This is a genomic window from Alteromonas sp. MTD1, assembly GCF_042848195.1.
GTDB lineage: Bacteria > Pseudomonadota > Gammaproteobacteria > Enterobacterales > Alteromonadaceae > Alteromonas.
The window spans coordinates 1-19,666 of the sequence record NZ_BTGG01000010.1; the positions used below are offsets into that span (position 1 = coordinate 1).

At 43.0% G+C, this 19,666-nt stretch carries 26 protein-coding genes; 16 read left to right on the top strand and 10 right to left on the bottom strand.

Features of this window, described 5'->3' with window-relative positions; genetic code table 11:
* Positions 1–11: 11 nt before the first annotated feature.
* The 4 genes from ACGHAV_RS14005 to ACGHAV_RS14020 form a co-directional block, all read right to left on the bottom strand.
* Complete coding sequence (locus ACGHAV_RS14005; protein ID WP_390381883.1) at positions 12–302, bottom strand: type II toxin-antitoxin system RelE/ParE family toxin; 291 nt, start codon at positions 300–302, stop codon at positions 12–14.
* Entirely contained in the window at positions 295–516 is a 222-nt protein-coding gene (locus ACGHAV_RS14010) for a hypothetical protein (RefSeq protein ID WP_012518669.1), read from the bottom strand. Before ACGHAV_RS14010 ends, ACGHAV_RS14005 begins: the two co-directional genes overlap by 8 nt.
* A 172-nt stretch (positions 517–688) precedes the next feature.
* Entirely contained in the window at positions 689–1,006 is a 318-nt protein-coding gene (locus ACGHAV_RS14015) for a CcdB family protein (protein WP_390381887.1), read from the bottom strand.
* 11 nt (positions 1,007–1,017) lie between these two features.
* Complete coding sequence (locus tag ACGHAV_RS14020; protein WP_390381890.1) at positions 1,018–1,251, bottom strand: type II toxin-antitoxin system CcdA family antitoxin; 234 nt, start codon at positions 1,249–1,251, stop codon at positions 1,018–1,020.
* Between the two features lie 188 nt (positions 1,252–1,439).
* On the opposite strand from ACGHAV_RS14020, the gene ACGHAV_RS14025 reads away from it, so the two are divergent.
* The 9 genes from ACGHAV_RS14025 to ACGHAV_RS14065 all read left to right on the top strand — a co-directional run bounded on the left by ACGHAV_RS14025 (position 1,440) and on the right by ACGHAV_RS14065 (position 5,934).
* Entirely contained in the window at positions 1,440–2,039 is a 600-nt protein-coding gene (locus ACGHAV_RS14025) for a CPBP family intramembrane glutamic endopeptidase (RefSeq protein ID WP_390381893.1), read from the top strand.
* A gap of 138 nt (positions 2,040–2,177) precedes the next feature.
* On the top strand, positions 2,178–2,768 hold the full coding sequence (locus ACGHAV_RS14030) for a hypothetical protein (protein ID WP_390381896.1): 591 nt from the start codon (positions 2,178–2,180) through the stop codon (positions 2,766–2,768).
* Between the two features lie 55 nt (positions 2,769–2,823).
* Positions 2,824–3,075, top strand: coding sequence for a hypothetical protein (locus ACGHAV_RS14035; RefSeq protein WP_390381899.1), 252 nt, complete (start codon positions 2,824–2,826; stop codon positions 3,073–3,075).
* A 75-nt stretch (positions 3,076–3,150) separates the two neighbouring features.
* Positions 3,151–3,384 carry a hypothetical protein gene (locus ACGHAV_RS14040; protein WP_390381902.1) on the top strand — a complete coding sequence of 78 codons (234 nt, stop codon included), beginning with the start codon at positions 3,151–3,153 and terminating at the stop codon, positions 3,382–3,384.
* Between the two features lie 91 nt (positions 3,385–3,475).
* Positions 3,476–3,952, top strand: coding sequence for a DM13 domain-containing protein (locus ACGHAV_RS14045; protein ID WP_390381905.1), 477 nt, complete (start codon positions 3,476–3,478; stop codon positions 3,950–3,952).
* 110 nt (positions 3,953–4,062) lie between these two features.
* Positions 4,063–4,527 (top strand): hypothetical protein, encoded by a 465-nt coding sequence (locus ACGHAV_RS14050; RefSeq protein WP_390381908.1) that lies wholly within the window; start codon positions 4,063–4,065, stop codon positions 4,525–4,527.
* A gap of 184 nt (positions 4,528–4,711) precedes the next feature.
* On the top strand, positions 4,712–5,185 hold the full coding sequence (locus ACGHAV_RS14055) for a DUF2846 domain-containing protein (protein ID WP_334015664.1): 474 nt from the start codon (positions 4,712–4,714) through the stop codon (positions 5,183–5,185).
* Positions 5,186–5,341: 156 nt separating this feature from the next.
* Complete coding sequence (locus tag ACGHAV_RS14060; protein WP_334015663.1) at positions 5,342–5,488, top strand: hypothetical protein; 147 nt, start codon at positions 5,342–5,344, stop codon at positions 5,486–5,488.
* A 116-nt stretch (positions 5,489–5,604) separates the two neighbouring features.
* A complete protein-coding gene (locus ACGHAV_RS14065) occupies positions 5,605–5,934 on the top strand; it encodes a zinc ribbon domain-containing protein YjdM (protein WP_390381912.1) in 330 nt (109 codons plus the stop codon).
* A 4-nt stretch (positions 5,935–5,938) separates the two neighbouring features.
* Here ACGHAV_RS14065 and ACGHAV_RS14070 read toward each other — a convergent pair whose 3' ends face one another.
* Positions 5,939–6,796 (bottom strand): LysR family transcriptional regulator, encoded by an 858-nt coding sequence (locus ACGHAV_RS14070; RefSeq protein ID WP_390381915.1) that lies wholly within the window; start codon positions 6,794–6,796, stop codon positions 5,939–5,941.
* Between the two features lie 211 nt (positions 6,797–7,007).
* Between ACGHAV_RS14070 and glyA the strand changes: the two genes are divergently transcribed.
* A complete protein-coding gene (gene glyA, locus ACGHAV_RS14075; RefSeq protein ID WP_390381918.1) occupies positions 7,008–8,264 on the top strand; it encodes a serine hydroxymethyltransferase in 1,257 nt (418 codons plus the stop codon).
* A gap of 116 nt (positions 8,265–8,380) precedes the next feature.
* Here glyA and ACGHAV_RS14080 read toward each other — a convergent pair whose 3' ends face one another.
* From ACGHAV_RS14080 to ACGHAV_RS14090, 3 genes are all read right to left on the bottom strand, one after another.
* On the bottom strand, positions 8,381–8,815 hold the full coding sequence (locus ACGHAV_RS14080) for a hypothetical protein (protein ID WP_390381921.1): 435 nt from the start codon (positions 8,813–8,815) through the stop codon (positions 8,381–8,383).
* 132 nt (positions 8,816–8,947) lie between these two features.
* The gene (locus ACGHAV_RS14085; protein WP_390382315.1) at positions 8,948–10,141 is read right to left on the bottom strand and encodes an NRAMP family divalent metal transporter; all 1,194 of its coding nucleotides are present in this window, start codon (positions 10,139–10,141) and stop codon (positions 8,948–8,950) included.
* 149 nt (positions 10,142–10,290) lie between these two features.
* On the bottom strand, positions 10,291–11,679 hold the full coding sequence (locus ACGHAV_RS14090) for an alginate export family protein (protein WP_390381924.1): 1,389 nt from the start codon (positions 11,677–11,679) through the stop codon (positions 10,291–10,293).
* Between the two features lie 160 nt (positions 11,680–11,839).
* Here ACGHAV_RS14090 and ACGHAV_RS14095 point away from each other — a divergent pair, with 160 nt between their 5' ends.
* From ACGHAV_RS14095 to ACGHAV_RS14110, 4 genes are all read left to right on the top strand, one after another.
* Complete coding sequence (locus tag ACGHAV_RS14095; RefSeq protein ID WP_390381927.1) at positions 11,840–12,250, top strand: Rho-binding antiterminator; 411 nt, start codon at positions 11,840–11,842, stop codon at positions 12,248–12,250.
* A 207-nt stretch (positions 12,251–12,457) separates the two neighbouring features.
* Entirely contained in the window at positions 12,458–12,844 is a 387-nt protein-coding gene (locus tag ACGHAV_RS14100; protein WP_390381930.1) for a VOC family protein, read from the top strand.
* A gap of 71 nt (positions 12,845–12,915) precedes the next feature.
* Positions 12,916–13,227 (top strand): hypothetical protein, encoded by a 312-nt coding sequence (locus ACGHAV_RS14105; RefSeq protein ID WP_390381933.1) that lies wholly within the window; start codon positions 12,916–12,918, stop codon positions 13,225–13,227.
* A 228-nt stretch (positions 13,228–13,455) separates the two neighbouring features.
* Positions 13,456–14,199, top strand: a complete 744-nt coding sequence (locus ACGHAV_RS14110; protein WP_390381936.1) for a YitT family protein — start codon at positions 13,456–13,458, stop codon at positions 14,197–14,199.
* A 502-nt stretch (positions 14,200–14,701) separates the two neighbouring features.
* Here the strand turns inward: ACGHAV_RS14110 and alr are convergent.
* The gene (alr, locus tag ACGHAV_RS14115; protein WP_390381939.1) at positions 14,702–15,790 is read right to left on the bottom strand and encodes an alanine racemase; all 1,089 of its coding nucleotides are present in this window, start codon (positions 15,788–15,790) and stop codon (positions 14,702–14,704) included.
* Between the two features lie 172 nt (positions 15,791–15,962).
* Here alr and murQ point away from each other — a divergent pair, with 172 nt between their 5' ends.
* Both murQ and ACGHAV_RS14125 read left to right on the top strand, forming a co-directional pair.
* Entirely contained in the window at positions 15,963–16,904 is a 942-nt protein-coding gene (gene murQ, locus ACGHAV_RS14120) for an N-acetylmuramic acid 6-phosphate etherase (RefSeq protein WP_390381942.1), read from the top strand.
* Positions 16,905–16,978: 74 nt separating this feature from the next.
* Entirely contained in the window at positions 16,979–18,421 is a 1,443-nt protein-coding gene (locus ACGHAV_RS14125; protein ID WP_390381945.1) for an exo-beta-N-acetylmuramidase NamZ domain-containing protein, read from the top strand.
* Between the two features lie 149 nt (positions 18,422–18,570).
* Here ACGHAV_RS14125 and ACGHAV_RS14130 read toward each other — a convergent pair whose 3' ends face one another.
* Positions 18,571–19,665: a mechanosensitive ion channel family protein gene (locus tag ACGHAV_RS14130; RefSeq protein WP_390381948.1), complete on the bottom strand. Its 1,095-nt coding sequence runs from the start codon at positions 19,663–19,665 to the stop codon at positions 18,571–18,573.
* Between the last annotated feature and the right edge of the window lies 1 nt (position 19,666).

The following is a 19,666-nucleotide window of genomic DNA, read 5'->3' on the forward strand; positions in this document are numbered from 1 at the left end:
TACGCAATTGGTCAGAATAACTTTTTAACATCGCGGTAAAAGTTTTCATGAGAACCAAGAGCTATTAATTCAAGTATTACAGTCCCGTCCTCGTAGCTGTAACCTAGTAAGGTTAACTGCTTAACCATCTTGAACTTGTACACGCGAAGAAAAGCCAGGTCGCCTTTTTTCTGTTCACCTAGCAGAGGATCGTCCATCAGTTCCTTTACAGCTTTATCCAAGTCTTGTTTCTGATTCTTATGTAACTTCTTTACTGCTCTCTTAAAATTGGCTGTCTGTAAAACACTCGTAATCTTAGCCAAAATCGTAAGGCTCCAATTTTCCTGCCTCTTTTTCCGCTTTGGAAATAATTGCCTGTTTCACGAATTCGTATGGTAAATCAGGATTATCTTCCATCATTTCACCTATTTTTGCCCAATGCTCAATCTGTTTTGGCATAGTTCGATTTAGTGCTTTGCCCATAATGGTAGCTTTCTCAACTAGATCTTGGTCTAGTCTTACGCTCGCGGTTGCCATAATATGTCTCCAGTAAGTTCATAAACACATTGTAGCAATGCGCTACAAATGTGGCAAATTGCGTATAACAAGCGCATTAACACTCGCTATGCTCGCTAGGGACAAAAACACTTAGGCTCCCTGCGCTTCGCTTGGTATTGTAGCCCACAAGCTAGCGCCCCTTATTAGAAAGTTATATTCCAGTGATAACGAAGCCTATTGCATCTATCAGCAGTTCTCTGGATTGCTCCAGCGATCCAATGCGATCCTTGAGCACGTCTTCGGGTATTGCACTAAGCTGTTGTGGTAGAAATAAGTATGTTGTGCCCTCAAATTCTATCTCCGGCGTCAGCTTCTTCATGTAAAAACTATTTCTAGTGTTGCTAATTGTTAACGGTACAACCAACCTTGTTGCCAATTGATCAATTACAGAGTTTTGAACATCAACAAGAAAAGGGTAAGCTTCCTGAGTCCTCTTGCTTGGGTCTCTGTAAACATCAAATTGCGCCATTAGAAGTTCCTCTACTCATCACCTAAACATCCGTTCTCAGCAACGAACTCGTTGTATGCAGCTATGGCAGCCTTGTTTTCTTTTTTCCATTTCTCCGCTTCAATACTTTTTAGCTTGTCTTTAAGTGCTTGCTCTAATGTCGCAGACAGATTAACTTTTAAACTTCTAGCTTTTTGCAATAAGTCGCTATTTAAGCTTAGATTTGTCGCTTTCTTGGGTGCATTGATGTCATATAAATCTTGCATTAATCACTCCAATTAATTTTAGCACCAAGCACACGCATACAGATGCGCATTGCAAAGCATGGTTGGAATATAACGAACGCATTAACACTCGCTGTGTTCGCTGAACCGCATACACGCAGGGCCGCTTTGCTATTATGCCCTACGCGTTATCGCCCATTTTTGAAAAGTTATGTGCTAAAGGGAATTTTATGCAATCTATTAACAATCAAACTTTTAAAATAATTTCATCGATAATCTTGGTCCAAGGGGGTATTTTATTTTTTTGGTTTTTTACATCTGAAAATTTTATTGCCTCGTTAGGCTTCTCATCATTAACAAATGCGAGTGCTTTGGCTTGGTGTACCGCTGCTTTGGTCGTCGTTATATATGTGTGGGGTGCAGCTAGTATCTCAAATGTACGCGAGCATATGTTTAAGTTTAATAAACTAAAATTTCTGGCTTTAACAGGAGCGCTGGTATCTGGCGTCTTTGAAGAATTAGTATTTCGAAAATTATTAATGGATTATCTTCAAGAAGAAGGCTTTGGTAATTTCATACAAATCATTATTTCGGGTTTAGCATTTGGGCTAGCTCATTTAGTCTGGGGTGGTAAGGCTTTATCAGCAGCTATTAATGCCACTTTTTACACTTTTTTCTTGGGGGCTGGACTTGCTCTTGTCTACATAATCAGTGATAGAAACTTAGCTCTTTGCATTGTTGCACATACAATAGTAACTGGTTTAATAGAACCTGGGTTAATAAAGTCAGCGTTATTAGACAAGCTGGGATATTTTAAGGAACGCACATAGCACTAAATAAACGCTATATCGGGGTCGCAACACCCCATACTTGAACTACTCCTTGTTTTTTAATAGGTGAAATGCGCACCTTAAGCTGAGGTAACTTGCCTTGTGCTTATTATTAATTTGTTTATCAAAAGGATTGATATGCTGTACATAATATTCACTGCCCTTCTTTGCTTTCTGGGTATTTTTACATTTATCCCTAAATTCAAAAGCGTTATCGAACGTCATGATGTCGGCATAAACTTTTTTCTCACTCTTATTGCAACGTTGGTTGGCGTTCTGTTAGCCATCTCCTTTACCAATTACGAAGCCGAACAGAAAGAAAAGCATGATGTTATTAAGCTTTTAAATTCATCAATATCGTCAGTAAAAACATGTTATGAATACAGCGAAGAATTATCAGAGTTTTTTAACTCGTTGCCAGAAGAAGACAGCTTAAGGGATGAGTTCTATATAAAAAATCCACCACCATACCCAGATTATTTAGACACCTTCTTAATGCAAAATATCGTAAGTAAAAACTTGTCAGGAACCACATTAAGTGAGCTGAATGAATACTTAATTAATCTCAAAAGAAGTCGAACTTTTAATGCACCTTTATATCTCAAGGTATTAGAACAAACATTGAAACTTTTAGAGCTAGAAGTCGCCTTCCAAAAGGATATTATAAGCGAAGTTCAACTGGATGCAGAGATAAGTGAATTGAACGACATCTTAACCTCAAGTTATTAACCTGCAGCTTTGATGTTACTCACTAACTGAACGAGTCCGAGTTTTATGGAAAAATATGAAAACTAAAATATTTACTACACTATTAATTTGCGCATTCTTAAATGGATGTGCCGCAACCGCTAATAAAGCTGCAAACGATTTTCTTGATGGGGCCAGTTCCAGCGCTGAATCAAGGCGTCAAAAACAATCAAATTTCCCACACCAAGGAAGGTCTGACCCGGACAATGAATTCATTGAAGACACAATGTCTGGCGTGCTTACTGCACTTTTTCGAGGTATGTTTGGTTCTGATGATGACAACGATTAGTAAAAACCCGACTAACGAATACTTGTTTTCGATAACAAATTAGCCCTTTTAAAGTTAAATCATGGAGGATTAAAAATGAACTTAAACGCAACACTAATAGGGCAAATTGCTTTTGCCTTAAGTATTTTATGTGCTGTTGCTGGCTACGTACTTGGCAAAAGAAAAACCAACAACCCAAAACTCATGGCTGTATTAGGCTTCATCTTTGGCTTTATACCGCCGCTAGGACCTATTTTCATTTTAGTTTTAGCATTAAAGAAAGATGTATCTAAAGCTGATGAAAGCATTGCTGTTGGTAACAAAGCATAAACAACATTGATTTTTCTGCATTGTGCAGTGTATTAATAGAAACCACAGAAACGTTTTTTCACGTTAACAATCAACAAAGGCAGTCAATATAATGCCCTTTAAAAAACTAGCGCTGATTATTGTCTCTCATGTGGTTATCGCCTTTGCTGGCTTTGCTTTAGGTATTTATAGCTTACCCTTACTCACAGCTCCCGCTTCACCTTCAAACGAAGCTCTGGTAAAAGCAAGTAATAGCTCTACGTTTACCACCCATTTTGTTGAAGATTTAGAAGACAGTGACTTTTTGCACTGGGGTGAAGGTATCGTGTATATCTCTGATAAACAGATTGCGTTTCAAGGAAAACTAGCGCCCGGGCCAGATTACAAACTGTATTTGTCACCAGAATTTGTTGAGACCGAAGATGACTTTCTTCGCCTAAAACATCGCATGGTAAAAGTGGGTAATGTAGACACATTTAACCACTTTATGGTGCCTGTTCCTAACACTGTAAACCCACAGCAATACTCAAGTGTTATTGTGTGGTGCGAATCTTTTGGACAGTTTATTACATCGGCCCGTTACCAGTAGAAAAGATTCACACTCGCTTAAAAAATGTTTACTTTAGCGCTGCGCTCTTGCACTCTACGTTTTAGTTTTTTTAAGCGTTTGCTAACTATATTATTTATAGGGAAATAAATATGAAATACCTCTTAATCTTGCTTGCGGTTGCACTCACTGGCTGTAGTAGCACACAGGTAACTTCAAACAATACCCAAAGCACCAACTCGCCGTTAGGCTATTCTGACACTATGGAAATCATTCGCGCCGCCGCAGCTGCAGCGCCAGAAAAAGTAGAGGGCGAATACACTTTAAAAATAAAAGCTGCAGGCTCACAAAGACGTCATCTATTTTTGAATACCGAAAACGACTATCGTGATCAGCGCAATGTAACTATAGCGTTATCTCCAAGTGTAATATCAGATTTATCAAAACAATACGGATTAGACCTTGAACGTTTTTTTGTTAATAAAACACTGAAGGTAAAAGGCGAAGCACAACGAGTGAAGATTTATTTTATGCGTGCTCCTGGAGTACCTAGCACTAAATATTACTATCAAACACACATTCCAATTACCAACATATCGCAGCTACAAGTAATTTAGATAAACTGCGCACACACAGAGAGCAAAAACCTACTAGACAAAGGTTTAGTACCGAACATCACTGATAGTTGCGATGATAAAAGCATAACAAACACTCTGATGGATTTTGTGGAGTGTTAGGCTTAGTTACTAAACGAGCCTAGGTTATATAAAAAAAACAATAAATAATGAAAAGGAAACAGCAATGAAGAAACTTTACCAACTTGCCTTTGTCTGTATGGCCATTGTGATGGGAGGCTGTGCAAGCTTACCGTCGCCAGAGGAAATGCGTGCAGCAACAGCAAACTTTACCGTACCGCAATTGCCTGAAGAGGGCAAAGCCATGGTATACGTAGTTCGCCCTTCTTCGCTAGGTGGATTAATTCGTTTCAACGTTTTCGTTGACGATAAAGAAGCTGAATCTGAAATGGGTTATACGCGTGCATCGCAGTATGTTTATTTCAACGTAGAGCCGGGCGACCACCAAATTCTTTCAAAAGCCGAGAACTGGGCCGAAGCAAATGTAACAGTAAAGGCGGGTGACGTAGTTTTTCTACAGCAAGAGCCATCTATGGGCATTTTGATGGCGCGCAACAGCCTATTTAAATTGCAAGACTACGAAGGAAAGTACCACGTAAAAACACTTAGCGAAGGCACTATTATTAAAACCAACAAATAGTTGCTTTGCGTTTTAAGATTCTAGCGGGCGCCATATGGTAGCCCGCTTTTTTATGATGATTCGTAACATTTCATTACAGTTCACAAATTGAACAACACACCTCAAGCGCATATGCTTAACTAAATACCATTGGATTTTCGTGTAAAAGGATAAGATATGAAGTGCGATAAACTAACCACTAAGATGAGCTTATGTTGGGGTGCAGCCATTATTTGTGCCGCAATGTTTGATGCACCTGAATTTTTCACCTTAATACTACTACCAATACTTGCGTTCACTTCAATAGCGAACGTTAAGAAATAGAGTTACGGCAGCTATTTTCAAAACACGCCCGCTGTGGTTTGTATTTATAAAGATGTTTAAGCACAACACAGGCTGGTATACTTCCCGCTTTACCATGTCGTTGTTTAAGGTTTGTTATGTCGTTACCTCCATGCCCACACTGCCAGTCTGAATATGTTTATGAAGACCAGTCTTTATTGATATGCCCTGAGTGCGGCCACGAGTGGAACCCTAATGACGTTGAAGAAGAAACTTCAGCAAACGATGCGAACGGCACGCCGCTTGTTGCTGGCGACAAAATTACACTAGCGAAAGATCTAAAAGTAAAAGGCAGTTCGCTAATTCTGAAAATTGGTACAAAAGCCGTTATTCGCCACGTGAAAGAGGGTAAAGACCACCAGCTTGACTGTAAAGTAGACGGTGCTGGCGAGATGATGCTAACGGCACAATTCGTAAAAAAAGCCTAACAGCTTAGAAATTGGCTACTTCGCTCACGATAGTGTCGGCTAACAAGCTTATGGCTTTTGACGACACTTTTTGAGGATTCACCAAACACACCCCCATATGCCCTAATTCAGGTAGTTCTGCCGAACTTGGCAATATGTGTAGCCCCGGTGGCACCGAGCTTTTTGCTAGCACTGTAATTCCCAACCCTTCGTTTATAGCCGTTTGAATACCGTTAAGGTCGGCAATGGTGTACACCACCTGCCATGGCTTTTTACTTGCGTTAAGCAGATGAATAGCACGCTTTCTATACGTACAAGGGTTAGGTGCAGCAATAAGCGGTAGCTTGCTGGGAATGCTATTTACAAAGCGCTGACTGCCTACCCATACAAGCTGGTCGGTTGTGATATAACCGTCTTGCTTAGGGTCCGGTGTCTCTTGTAACGATAATATTAAATCGAACTGGCTTTTTAACGGCTCACTAAGTAAATCTTTACTTAACGCACAATGCACTTCCAATGAAATTTCAGGGTAGGTTTGCGTAAACTGCCGAATAATTTTTGGCATTAAGATGGTAGAAAACTCGCTGGGGATCCCAAGTTTTATGTTGCCCGTTACCTGCGGTTTACCAAATTCAGCCATGGCTTGGTCGTTTAGCGCTACTATTTTCTCGCCATAGGCTAACAACTTGCTGCCAGCCACCGTAAGCGACAGCTTATTTTTGTCACGAGAAAACAGCTTTTCTCCTACCATTTCTTCTAACTTTTTTATTTGCAAACTGATGGCTGGCTGGGTTCGCTGAAGTTGCTCTGCACACTGCGTATAGCTTCCGGTTTGCGCAATGATCACAAAAGAACGAAGGAAGTCGATAGACAAGTTTTTCATAACCACCACATCAATTTAGTTATCAGTTTAGTTAAAACGCAAGGCAAACTTAACGCCACCCGCATAGTTTATGCAGCTACTTTAATTACACAGCAATCTCATTTAATAAAGTTATGATGCCATATTTTTTATTAATTTTATTTATTCTTTTTTCAGTTCTACCATCAACCCATTCAAAGCGCGTGCAAAATAAGACAGATAAGGAGCAAGCATGAACAGCCTTAACAACAACCTACACCAAATAGACCCCGATATTGCAGAGTTTATCGAGCAAGAAAATGTTCGACAGGAGCATCATATTGAGCTCATTGCTTCGGAAAACTACACCAGCAAAGCAGTGATGCAGGCACAGGGTAGCCAGCTGACCAACAAGTACGCCGAGGGCTACCCCACAAAGCGTTACTATGGCGGCTGTGAGGCGGTAGATAAGGTTGAGCTGCTTGCTATTGACCGCGCAAAAGCGCTTTTTGAAGCCGACTATGTAAACGTTCAGCCGCACTCTGGTTCTCAGGCCAATACTGCCGTTTATATGGCACTTCTTAACCCAGGCGACACAATTTTGGGTTTAAGCCTTGATCATGGCGGGCACTTAACTCACGGTGCAAAACCTAATTTTTCGGGCAAGCTATATAACGCTGTTCAGTATGGTTTAAACACCGAAACCGGTGAAATTGACTACGAACAGGTGCAGCAACTAGCTGAAACTCACCGCCCTAAAATGATTGTGGCAGGCTTTTCTGCTTATTCTCGTGTAGTGGACTGGCAGCGTTTTAGAGACATTGCAGATAGTGTGGGCGCCTACTTACTTGTTGATATGGCTCATGTAGCAGGGCTAGTAGCGGCGGGAGTTTATCCATCTCCTATTAATGCTGCGCATGTGGTAACTACCACTACCCACAAAACCCTTCGCGGCCCACGCGGCGGATTGATTATGTGTAAAGCTAACGCCGAGCTTGAGAAAAAGTTTAACTCGCTTATTTTTCCAGGTATTCAAGGCGGCCCATTGATGCACGTTATTGCGGCAAAAGCGGTGGCGTTTAAAGAAGCTATGAGTGCTGAGTTTAGAGCCTATCAAGCCCAGGTAGTAAAAAACGCGCAAGCAATGGCAACCGTATTTATGCAGCGTGGTTTCGACGTAGTGTCGAACGGTACCGACAACCACATGTTTTTGCTTAGCTTAATTAAGCAGAGTATGACGGGTAAACAAGCCGACGCCATACTTAATAGCGTAAACATTACCGTGAATAAGAATACGGTACCAAACGACCCACAGTCGCCATTTGTAACCAGTGGGATAAGAATTGGTACGCCTGCTGTCACCTCACGTAACTTTGATGAGAGTGATTGTACACAGTTAGCAGGCTGGATTTGTGACGTGTTACTTTCACCGGAAGATGAAAACGTTGTGGCTAGGGTAAAAGACAGTGTAGCCACGCTTACCGCAGCACGCCCGGTTTACACTAAGTAAAACTTTCCACCGTTAAGGCAAGGCATGCACGCCCAACCGCATGCTTTGCCTTGTGTTTTCTATTACTTGTATTTTAGCAAGCTCTCGAACTTAATTTAGGTAGTGCTAAAACCTTGCTATAGGGAGCGAATATGACCGTTGCATGTTGCTACCATTACTCGCCATACTAACTTGGCACGTTCGTTAAACTCTTTAACAGGCACACCCCACGCTTTTTCCATTGCGTTCTGCCATACGCTGCACTGCGCTATATCGTTTGAGTGTATTGGCGCAAGAGACAAGCTAATTCGCAACGCTTCTAACCAATCGTTAAACACCACATCACGCTTGCCCCGCTCGCGCAGCTGGCTTATTTGTAATGAAGCTTGTTGCTTAATGCTCTGTAGCCTGCGGTAAATAACGCGAGGATCTTCCTCTTGCCCAAGTAGATAAAGCTCGCGTTCTATATCGAATGCATTATGCCAACGCATGGCTTGCTCTTTTTCTTGTCCGCAGCCAAGTAGGGTTAGTAACACGGTAATAAGAAGAAAAGGCTTTAACAAAGCCGCCATATGAAAGCCAATTGCGTGATTTTTATTAAAGCGCACCAAACGGCAACCTCAAAAAATATAGATGGTATTAGTATAGAAGAGGTTAAATGAATAGAACTAAAATTGAATTCATTAATTAGTTTAACTAAAGCGCTAGTACAACCACTTCCACCAGATAAACACGAAAAGAAAACCAAATAGATAGACAAGCCCAATAATACTTAAAATCTTCACAGCTTTACCAGGTGCTGCATCGGGATGCAGTTCGATTTTCTGCACTAGTTTATGGTTAAGCCATGCAAACACTGGTGTGGTAATAAATGCCAACGTCATTGCAAACCCTAACATGGCAAGTAATGCCGACTTAAAGAACATAACAATGGTAAAACTTACCGCGGCCATTACCAGCAGTACTGGGGTAACGAGTTTATCGCGCCACGCTTTACCGCGATTCGCCAGCAAGCTAATACCTTCAGCCACTACGCGGGCGTAACCGTCGTACACCGTAAGTGCCGAACCAAAAATACATAGAAATGCAACCATAGCAATAAGCCAATGAGACCAGCTGCCAATGGTACTTGAGTACATACTTATAAGCTGATGGGAAAAGCCAATACCGCTAGTACTAAGCGTTTCACCACTGCCATAAACAATGAGCGCGCCTAACCCTAAAAACAGCAGCGCCAATAGCGCAGTAACACCGTAGCCTAAATTGAAGTCGAACAACGCCGTTTTTGGCGTAACTGCACGGTGTTGGCATTGTCGTTTTAACCACAAAGACGTAATAGATGAAATTTCAATAGGTGCCGGCATCCAGCCCATGGTTACTACCAAAAAACCGAGCGTTGCCAGTGTATAAGGAGAAGGAGGGTTTGCAGGCATTTGCGCAGTATTGTAATTCGACAGCGCAACAAAAAATACTGCAACGGTGGCTATTACCAGTACGCCCATTATCAGTTTGGCAATGTTGTCTAGCCCTTTGAAATGCCCAGCAAGAATAATAAGTAGAATAAGCGCAAGCACTATGGCAACAGACAGCGAAATAGCGATATCGAAAGGAATAAAATACGACAGCAAACTTGCAGCGAATAGCAGCAGTGCAGCGGCGTTTACCACGCTTGCCACACTGTTAAGCGCAAGTGCCATAACAAGGTAGCGTTTGCCCATGGTCGCATAACCTTGTTGCAGCGTTTGCTTGGTGCTGATGGTATAGCTTACCCCTGCCCTAAAGAAAGGGTATTTCAATACGTTTACCGCAAGGATAAGTAGCGCAAGCTGCCAGCCAAATTTGGCTCCGGCTTGGGTAGACGCTACCAAATGGCTGCCACCAACAGCTGCTGTGGCCATTAACACGCCGGGCCCTAATAACTTTAACAGTGCTACACAACGAGCAAACAACGATAAGTGGGCAATGGACGACAAGGCAACCTCTTGATTTCAGTCTAATTTTAATAAAGCCTTGCCGTACCTTAACAGGTTAATTGGGCATGGAAAAGCTAGAAGGAATACATTGCGCCAGTGAATAAGAACGCGCTGTTATCGCTATAATCGCCACGTTCAAACCCTTCACCTTTAAACAAATAAGCACCACCTAACGACAAGCGCAATTCAGGGTACAACCAATAGCGCCAGCGTGCTTCCACCTGATGACCAATAAAACTGTCTACCGCTTCAGGGGCTTTTTGATACCAATAGGCTTTATACCCAAGCATGATGTTGTGCTGACGAGTTGGCTTACTAACGCTACGAAGACCAAAGGTTTTAAGGTTGCGACGTTGGAAACCTTGATATACATCGGTTGGGCCAAAGTCGAAGCGACGAACACCATACAGGCTATCAAAGTCTGAAATAGTATTGTCGGTGTTATCATTGTCACCGCTGATGTAATCAACTTCTGCGCGCAAGAACGTGTTGTCGGTAATTTGCTTACCTACATAGCCAAACAGCATATAAGCACGCACGTCTTTTTCATCAACATCATTAGGCGACGCACTTTCGTGGGCACTACCAATTTGCCCAATTATTTCTGCGTTCGCTTTCCAGCCTTGCCCTAGCGGTTTGGTGTAGTCAAGCGACAGGGTATACAAATCACGGTTTCGGGTAGCAAGATCAGCGCTGTCTTTTTCTTTTAACCAATAGCTTTGAATGCGCGTGTTTTTGTTGGGGGACTGGGCATAAAAACCGAAGAATCTTCGCTCGCTAAAGCTTTTATCAATGCCACGTGAATTGGCGTCTATACTGTCGCGATCGTTAGGGAAACGTGACACCGGAAGTAAATACACGCCGTTTACCAGCCAGTCATTAAACTCGCCTTCTACAACAAGACCATCGTAGCTGTTGGTCGCGTTTCGATAAATCGCCTTTGCCAGTAGTCGCCTGCTGCCATAATCTAATTCCATACGGCCAAATTTAATCGCATTGATACCTTCAATACTCTCTGGTTTGTAGCTAACAAATAACTGTACAGGCTCTAATGTATTCACTTGGTTTGAACCAAGTGTAGGGTCGTTTTCATCTAAAAACGCGCGAGAGTCTCTGATATCTAATGTAGCGCTTACGTTTTTATAGTTAAGCGTGGTCTTAAAGATTATGCGGGTAGATATGCGCTGGTTACTTTGTTCACGACTTTCTGCAGACGTTGGAAATATGGGGTTATTTAGCGCTTCATAGCGCACGCGATAAGAGCCTGAGAAATCGAAGGTAAGCTGGTCTTTCGCTTGATTGCTATTACCAATCACTGAGGTAGCGTACGCCGGTGTTAATACATAAATAACGCCTATAAAAAGTGCGCTTAACGAACTAAATACCCTAAATCTTCTCTTCAGCATTGTGCCTTTTAACGCCTTGCGTGCAAGCACACGAATAGAAGAAGCTAAGCCGTACATGTAAAACACCCAAAAAATTAGTAAAACTGGCTGAAGTATATCGCTTATTTAGAATTACGCATTAACCTTCTTCATATCCAACGCATGCTATTGTGGTTAATAAGTAACGGTTAATCAGCAATAGCTAGCAGATAATGGCTAACAAATATGAGAATTCGCAATGCAAAACCAAACACCTATTGCATGCCAACTGTACGACTATATTGAAATTGCCTGCATGTGTAACCTGCACGTGCTGGTTACGCTTAAAAACGATGCTGTGTCGTTCTATTGGCTGTCTAATGAAGATAAACATGACGAAAAGAAACCTGTGAAAGGTCCGCATACAGAAAAAGCCAATGTAATAGACATTACAGGCGTTGCTAAAACCACAAAAATGCTAACCACTGATAGGGGTAAAATTGAGTGCGTAGCGCTTCTACCACTTAGCAACGTAGCGCAAAGCGACGTATCCAAAAGCGGTGTAACGGCAGATAAAAAACAGCAGGAAATGGTAATGATAGCCCTTACCGACATTGTGTCGCTTACCGCCATCACTAAAAACCCGCATTTTAGCGTAGTTCACTTCTAATGTTTAAAGCGCTGCGCTACAGTGCGCCAGAATTACAAACGTATTAGCGCGATACGCGAAGCCAATTCGTTGCCTCGCTAGCTAAATACAGGGCCAAATACAAAGGTAATTCATTAACGCTGTTTTCACCGCCAGGCAGCGCCGCAAAACAACACAAGTCAATAAAACACAATACAATTCAACACCTGAACCATTAAGACCAATTTCATGAACCGACATCTTTCTGCCGTCACTTTCTTTGTTGACGATTACGAACCTGCCATTCGCTATTTCACAACTATTTTAGGCTTCGCCATTACCGAAGATAAAGTAACCGGTGAGGACTCTCGCTTTGTATTGATAACACCGCCAAATTCAAGCATGAGCTTATTATTATCGAAAGCTAAGGCTAGCGAAGAACGTGCACTTATTGGCAAACAGGCGGCTAACAAAGTATTCCTTATTTTGCACACCGATGACTTTTATCGCGACTACGAACATATGCTGGCAAATGCTGTAGAGTTTTTAGAGGCACCAAGGGAAGAGTCTTACGGCATTGTTGCCATTTTCAAAGACTGTTACGGTAATAAATGGGATTTGATACAAACCGCATAAAACACGTAAAAGAAGATAGATAGTTAAATGCACATGTATTAGAAACAGTTGTAGTAAGAGGAGTACCCACCGTGCAAGCCATGAAACGTTCAATTATTGCTGATGTTGTTGCTATAGCGGCAATTGCACTGTTAATTACCGTAACGTTTTACTGGATAGAAGCACGCCGCGAAGTCATCATTCTATGCGACAACTTTACGCCCGGCGTGTCAAAACGAAGTGTAGAGCGCCAGCTCGACACGGCTGACTTACTTATTTGGGATACCACTTTTGTTGCCAACGGCAGCACAATTGAAGCATACAGTCCGCTGCACTTTGGCATTATGCAGTGCAGCGTAGAATTTAATAAACAAGATATAGTGGTGTTCTCTATTGTTGAGTAAAAAGCACCCGCTCCGCTTCATTTAAAATCGTAAAACCTACCCCTTTTGGTGCAACGTTTACATGTGCGCAACACCCTGTTCACTGGTGTGCTAAAAGTCGTAAAGGCAAACTTACCAAGCCCCTTCTTTGTGCAATGTTTAACTTGGCGCGTTGCTGTAACCCATTGTGATGTAAACGTATAATTACGCTGTGTCTTCTTAGCTTTTTTTCTTAGGTAATTGGCTTTTATGCAAAAAACAAATCACAGTGTTGTCGAGGATGTCTTCGCCCTAGTAAGCGCCGGCTTGTTTGTTGCCTTTGGTGTTTTTCTTTTTCAATCGCAAGACCTAATGGTAGGTGGTGCGGCTGGTCTAGCGCTTCTTGGTACATATGCGTTCGAGATGAACTTTGGCCTGTTATTCTTTCTTATTAACTTGCCATTCTACGCCCTTGCGTGGACGCAAATTAGCAAGCGTTTTACCATAAACACATTCATTTCTGTGACCACGGTGTCAGTGCTTACTGAACAAATTCCCGCATTTGTTGATATTAGCCATGTAAACCCGCTTTTTGCAGCTGTGTTCGGCGGCATTTTAATAGGCGTGGGCATGCTTATTATGTTTAGGCACAGCTCTAGCCTTGGTGGTATCGGTATTATGGCGTTTTATCTACAGCAGCGTTTTAACCTTCGCGCGGGCTACTTCCAGTTAACGGTAGATACCCTAATTCTGTCGTGCGCATTGATGTTTATTGCATGGCATTTAGTACTTATTTCAATTCTTGCGGCGTTTTGCTTGAACATGGTTATTTCACTTAACCACCGCCCAGAGCGCTATTCACCAGCAAAACCTGATGGCCAAGTAAAAACCAATAGCGCTGCGAGTGCTGCTAGTACATCAAAAGCTGTTAGCGCACAAAAAGCCGTTAGCGCCGAAAAGGAAGACCACGCTGAAGATATGCTAGACGGTGATCTGCACCCTCAAAACGGCTAACGTATTCTTGAGCGCAGGCCATTGAACGCCTGCTGATAACAAATGCGTAGAACATAAAAAAGCCCGATGTATTTTTTATACACCGGGCTTTCTTGTATCTGTACTGCTAAATTCGCGCTAACTAATTCGAAGGTTTTGTTTCGCGTTGAGCCTTTGTGTTGCTCTGTTTCGCTTTATCTCTCTCCTGATTAGCGCTGCGTTGTTTATTTGTATTTTATGAAAAGCCTGCGACCTTACTGCTTCTTTTGTACCGGTCTTGACGTTCGACTTACTACCCCACGATTCACTCTTGGACGAGAATACGAAGTACGCATACAAACCTCTCTTATGAGTTGATGTCTGCTGCAGTTGTAGGTGAAAAGCTCACCTCAATCCCACATACCGACTACATCAGTATAAACCCAAACTGGTGGCAAACTACTCATTCTTTTGTTGAATAGTACTTCATAGACGTTGATATAATGGTAGGCACGCTAATAAAAAAGCAGCTTATATGGCAGTATTAAAGATATTTTACGATGCGCGGCACGCGTTGAGACACGCGAGTCATTAATTCATAGTCGATAGTGCCTGCGCATTGTGCAACCTCGTGTATAGAAATATGTTCTCCCCATAGCTCTACCATGTCGCCCATGCTGACATCGGCAATGTCGGTAACGTCAATAGTGATCATATCCATAGACACCCGCCCCACTAATGGCGCTAGCTTACCGCGCACCATCACAGGCGTGCCGTTAGGGCAGTGCCTTGGATAACCATCGGCATAACCTATGCCCACCGTTGCAATTTTACTCTGCCTGCTGGCAACCCATGTTTGCCCATAGCCCACGCCCTCGCCTACAGGTATATCGCGAATGGCTAGAATACTTGAGCGTAAAGTCATCGCAGGCATAAGCGACAAACCGGTATCGCTTTGCGTAGATACCCGCCCGCCATATACACCTAAGCCCAAACGGTTCCATTTGGCGCGGCTTGTCGGCCAGTTTACCGCTGCGGGTGAATTGGCTAAGCTCAGCGGCAATTTTTGAAGTGAGTCTACTTGTGTAACTACCGCTTCAAACGCACTTAGCTGCACTTGAGTAAATGGGTTATTGGTATCATCCGCACTGGCAAAATGAGTAGCAAGCACAGTTTCATCGCTTAGCAGCGCCCCATACTCTTTCACAATACGCGGCAGTTCATTAAGTGGAAAACCCAAACGGTGCATGCCACTGTCTGCTTTAAGCCATATATGCGGGCGCTTGTCTGCGGGGCATGCGTTTAGCCATTTTAGCTGCGCCTCACAATGCATTACCAAAATACAATTGTGCTGAAATGCCATTTGGCATTCTTTGGCCTGGTGAGCCCCTTCAAGCACCACGATTGGCGCGGTAATGCCAGCATCGCGAAGGGCTACCGCCTCCTCCATAATCGCTACCGCAAAACGTGAAGATACGTGTTGTAAAATGCGCGCTATGTTTACTGCACCGTGTCCGTAAGCATCGGCTTTTATAACCGCCATAGAACCGCTTTGCGGTGCCATGGCCGCCAGCTGCTTAAAATTATGCAGCACTGCGTCGGCGTGGATAATAGCTTGCGTTTGTCGACTCACAAAAACACGGTCCTTGAATAGGGGTTACCAAAAAATGAGGGCGAAATTGTATCATGAGTTTATACAAAACGGGCTGTTGAATAATAGACAAAGCGCGCACTGCTATTTCCCCTTAAGCTAAATGCCGTTATCCTTCCCACTGTTTACTTACCGCTACAGTAAAGGTTAATTAATGTCTTCAGAAAAAATGGGGCTTCACGCACTAGCTAAATCGCTTAATAACATCGTTTCAGAAGGTAGAAACACCCAGTCTAAAGATATTGATACCTTGTCTACCACAGGCATTTTAACGCGCATTAATAATGAGGACGCTACCGTTGCTAATGCGGTAGCAAGCCAAATTGATAATATAGCCCGCGTGATTGATGCGGCCACGGCAAGTATAAAAAACAACGGCCGACTAATTTATATTGGCGCAGGCACTAGCGGCAGGCTAGGCATTTTAGATGCAGCAGAATGCAGGCCAACATTCAGTGTTCCCGATGGTGTTGTAGTAGGCGTGATTGCGGGCGGAGAAACCGCCATTCAGCATGCTGTTGAGGGTGCCGAAGATGATACCGAAGCAGGCAAAACCGACTTACAACAGTTAGCGCTTAATGAGAAAGACACCGTGGTAGGTATTTCGGCAAGCGGGCGCACGCCTTATGTCAGTGGTGCACTTAAATACGCTTCATCGATTGGCTGCACTACAGGCGCTATTGCATGTAGTCCGAACGCCGCCATTTTTGAACCTGCCGACATCGCCATTTGCCCAGTTGTAGGGCCAGAGGTGCTAACAGGCAGCACACGTATGAAGTCGGGCACTGCGCAAAAAATGATTTTAAACATGATAAGCACGGCGACCATGGTGAAGCTGGGTAAAACTTACGAAAACTTGATGGTTGATGTTAATGCCACTAACGAAAAACTAAAGGCAAGGGCACTTCGCATTGTAATGCAAGCAACAGACTGCGACGAAAGCACGGCTGAAGCTGCACTTAACGCCAGTAACAACAGCGCAAAAACCGCAATTTTGATGGTGTTAACGGGCGCAAGCGCAGAACAGGCCACCAAGCAACTGGCCGAAAACAGTGGTTTTTTACGTAAAGCGCTGAATGCTGGCACTAATGAATGAGCTGATCTTACAAAAGCGTAAGTTGAATAAAACTCTGAAAGCACTCCGTCGAATAAAGCAGATCAGGTAAAAGCATGCAGTTTATGAACAACCAAGGTTATAACACGCTTATAGAAGGTTGCAGAACACACGGTAAGCGTACAGCTATAACGCGTACCATCCGCTTTCTTAGCGTTGTATTATTGCTTGGCCTAGCATTCGGGTGCACTTCAACAGCAAAGGCAACCTCATCTTCACCTACTGCAGCTTCTTCAAGCCTTGATGATTCCCCTGTTGAACAGTTTGATGCGGCAAATTTGAGGGTGGGCGCCGAGCGATTCCCACAATACCTTCATTTACTCGATGGAAAACGTGTTGGCTTAGTGGTAAATCAAAGCGCGCGCGTTCGCACAGATTCTTTAAATAATGCTGGCACCAATACGCTGGCAACATCTGACGAACCAGACACACATTTACTTGATGCATTGTTAGCGCAGAAGGTAGATGTAAAAGCAGTATTTTCGCCAGAGCATGGGTTTCGCGGAAACAAAGGGGCTGGAGAAAAAATAACAAGCAGCGTTGATGCAAAAACAGGCCTTCCTATTCATTCACTTTACGGCAAAACGAAAAAGCCCACGCCAGAAATGCTAGAAAATATTGATGTACTGGTGTTTGACATCCAAGATGTGGGCGTGCGTTTTTATACGTACCTAAGTACGCTGCACTATGTAATAGAAGCGGCGTTTGAACGCAACATTGACGTAGTGGTTTTAGACCGACCCAACCCCAATGGACAACACGTTGACGGCCCTATTCTAGAAAGCGCTTTCTCATCTTTTGTAGGTATGCACCCTATTCCTGTGCTGCACGGTATGACCTTGGGTGAACTTGCAAAAATGATGGTGGGTGAAAATTGGTTGACGCACTCAGTAGCGACAACATCGCAGCTTACTGTCGTACCCATTTCTCATTACAAGCGCGTTTCTCATTATAGGCGAACAATGCATTATTCACTTCCTGTTGCGCCAAGTCCTAACTTACCTAATGACGTAGCGGTTGCCTTGTACCCAACCCTGTGCTTTTTTGAGGGTACTGACGTAAGCGTAGGTCGTGGCACTAACCTTCCTTTTCAGCTTATCGGGCACCCTTTAATAGAACTTGGTAATAATAAGATAACAGTTAAAGCCAATGCGGCAGCGCCTTACCCTAAACATGAAGATCAGGTTTTATTTTCTACTGTATTTGAAACGCATGATGCGCTGACAACGGTGAATACAGAAAGCGGTATTGATGTGCAGTTACTCATAAACACTTATCAGGCTTTTCAACAGGCAAAAAATGATAAATCAGCATCTGTTTTATTTTTCACTCGCCCAGAATTTTTCGATAAGTTAGCAGGCACTAACACATTACGAGAGATGATAAAAAATGGAAAAAGTGCCGAGGAAATTAAGCAAAGTTGGGCTGCAGATTTGCAAAAATTTAAAGCGCAGCGTCGCCCGTATTTACTGTATCCAGATGTCGAAAGCACTGAGTAAGTGAACACTTACATACACAAAAATTGATCTTCCATTTTGTTTGGTAAACTTGCTTGTTGAACACGTATCACTGCAAATTCAGCGAAGCTGATTAAGTAAATACTCACACACTTTCAAACGCAGCTAATTAAAGGCATTAAATTTACCCGCTAATCAGCAGGGTTTGCATTATTTTGTTCAAGCAGTGTTGAAAGCTGCAGCTCTAAATTGGTTTTTCGTTGCTTCAATTTGTCTTTTTGCTCGCCGCTAGACTCGCTAATTTGCACATCTATTTCTGCAATTTCTTGAACCAGTAGGGCTTTATTATTTTCGTGCTGCTCAGCATGTTCTGCCTTGTCAAAAATAACATCCTCTGGAGATGGCACTTTACTGTCATCATTGTTTTCACCTTGACGATTGCTATTTACTTTCTCGCTATTTTCAACCGGCGATTTAGCCATCATTTTTAAACCGTCGGGTTGTGGCCGCTGATTTATAAAACCTGGCGATACTATTTCAATGTCTGCGTTGTGAAGTGAATCGAGCACGGCTTTGTGTAAACGAGAGCGAGCCGACAGTAGGCTTTTCACTTCCAGTAATAACCCAGATACACGATAGCTAACTGAGAAATCACCAAGCCCAATGACCTGCACAAAAGGCTCGGTTAGGTTGGCATCGTCAGCTGCCTGCAAAAGGTACTTTTCAATCACACTATGATGAATGTCGTACCCTAAACTTAGATCCACACTCACTATTGCTCCCGACGCGCGGGTGACCGTTACAGGCGAATTCACCATCAACGTATTTGAAAATGCAATAAGCTCACGACTCTCGGTTTGTATTTCAGTGTCTAACAAACCCATTTCAGCAACGCGGCCGCTATAACCATCGACCTTCACAAAGTCGCCTACTTTAAACGGACGATTAACTCTAAGTACAATACCCGCCATTAAGTTACCAACGATGGTAGTAGACGAAAAAGCGATGACACCAGATATGAGTACGCCAATTAGTGCAATTACTTGATTGCGCGTACTTTCGCTAACGGGAAGTGACATAGCAATAATGACCGCACTTATTATAGTAAGTACTAACATACTTACTTGACGCGGTAATTTTTGTTCGCTACTTAGGTGGCTTTGCTTCCTTAACAGCAAATAATGCATGGTGGTAAGCACGGCAACCACAAACACAATGGCAATGATCAACGGTAGGAAAGGGTCAACAAGCTGCTGCACCCATTGCAAAGCCTTTGATGCTTCCACA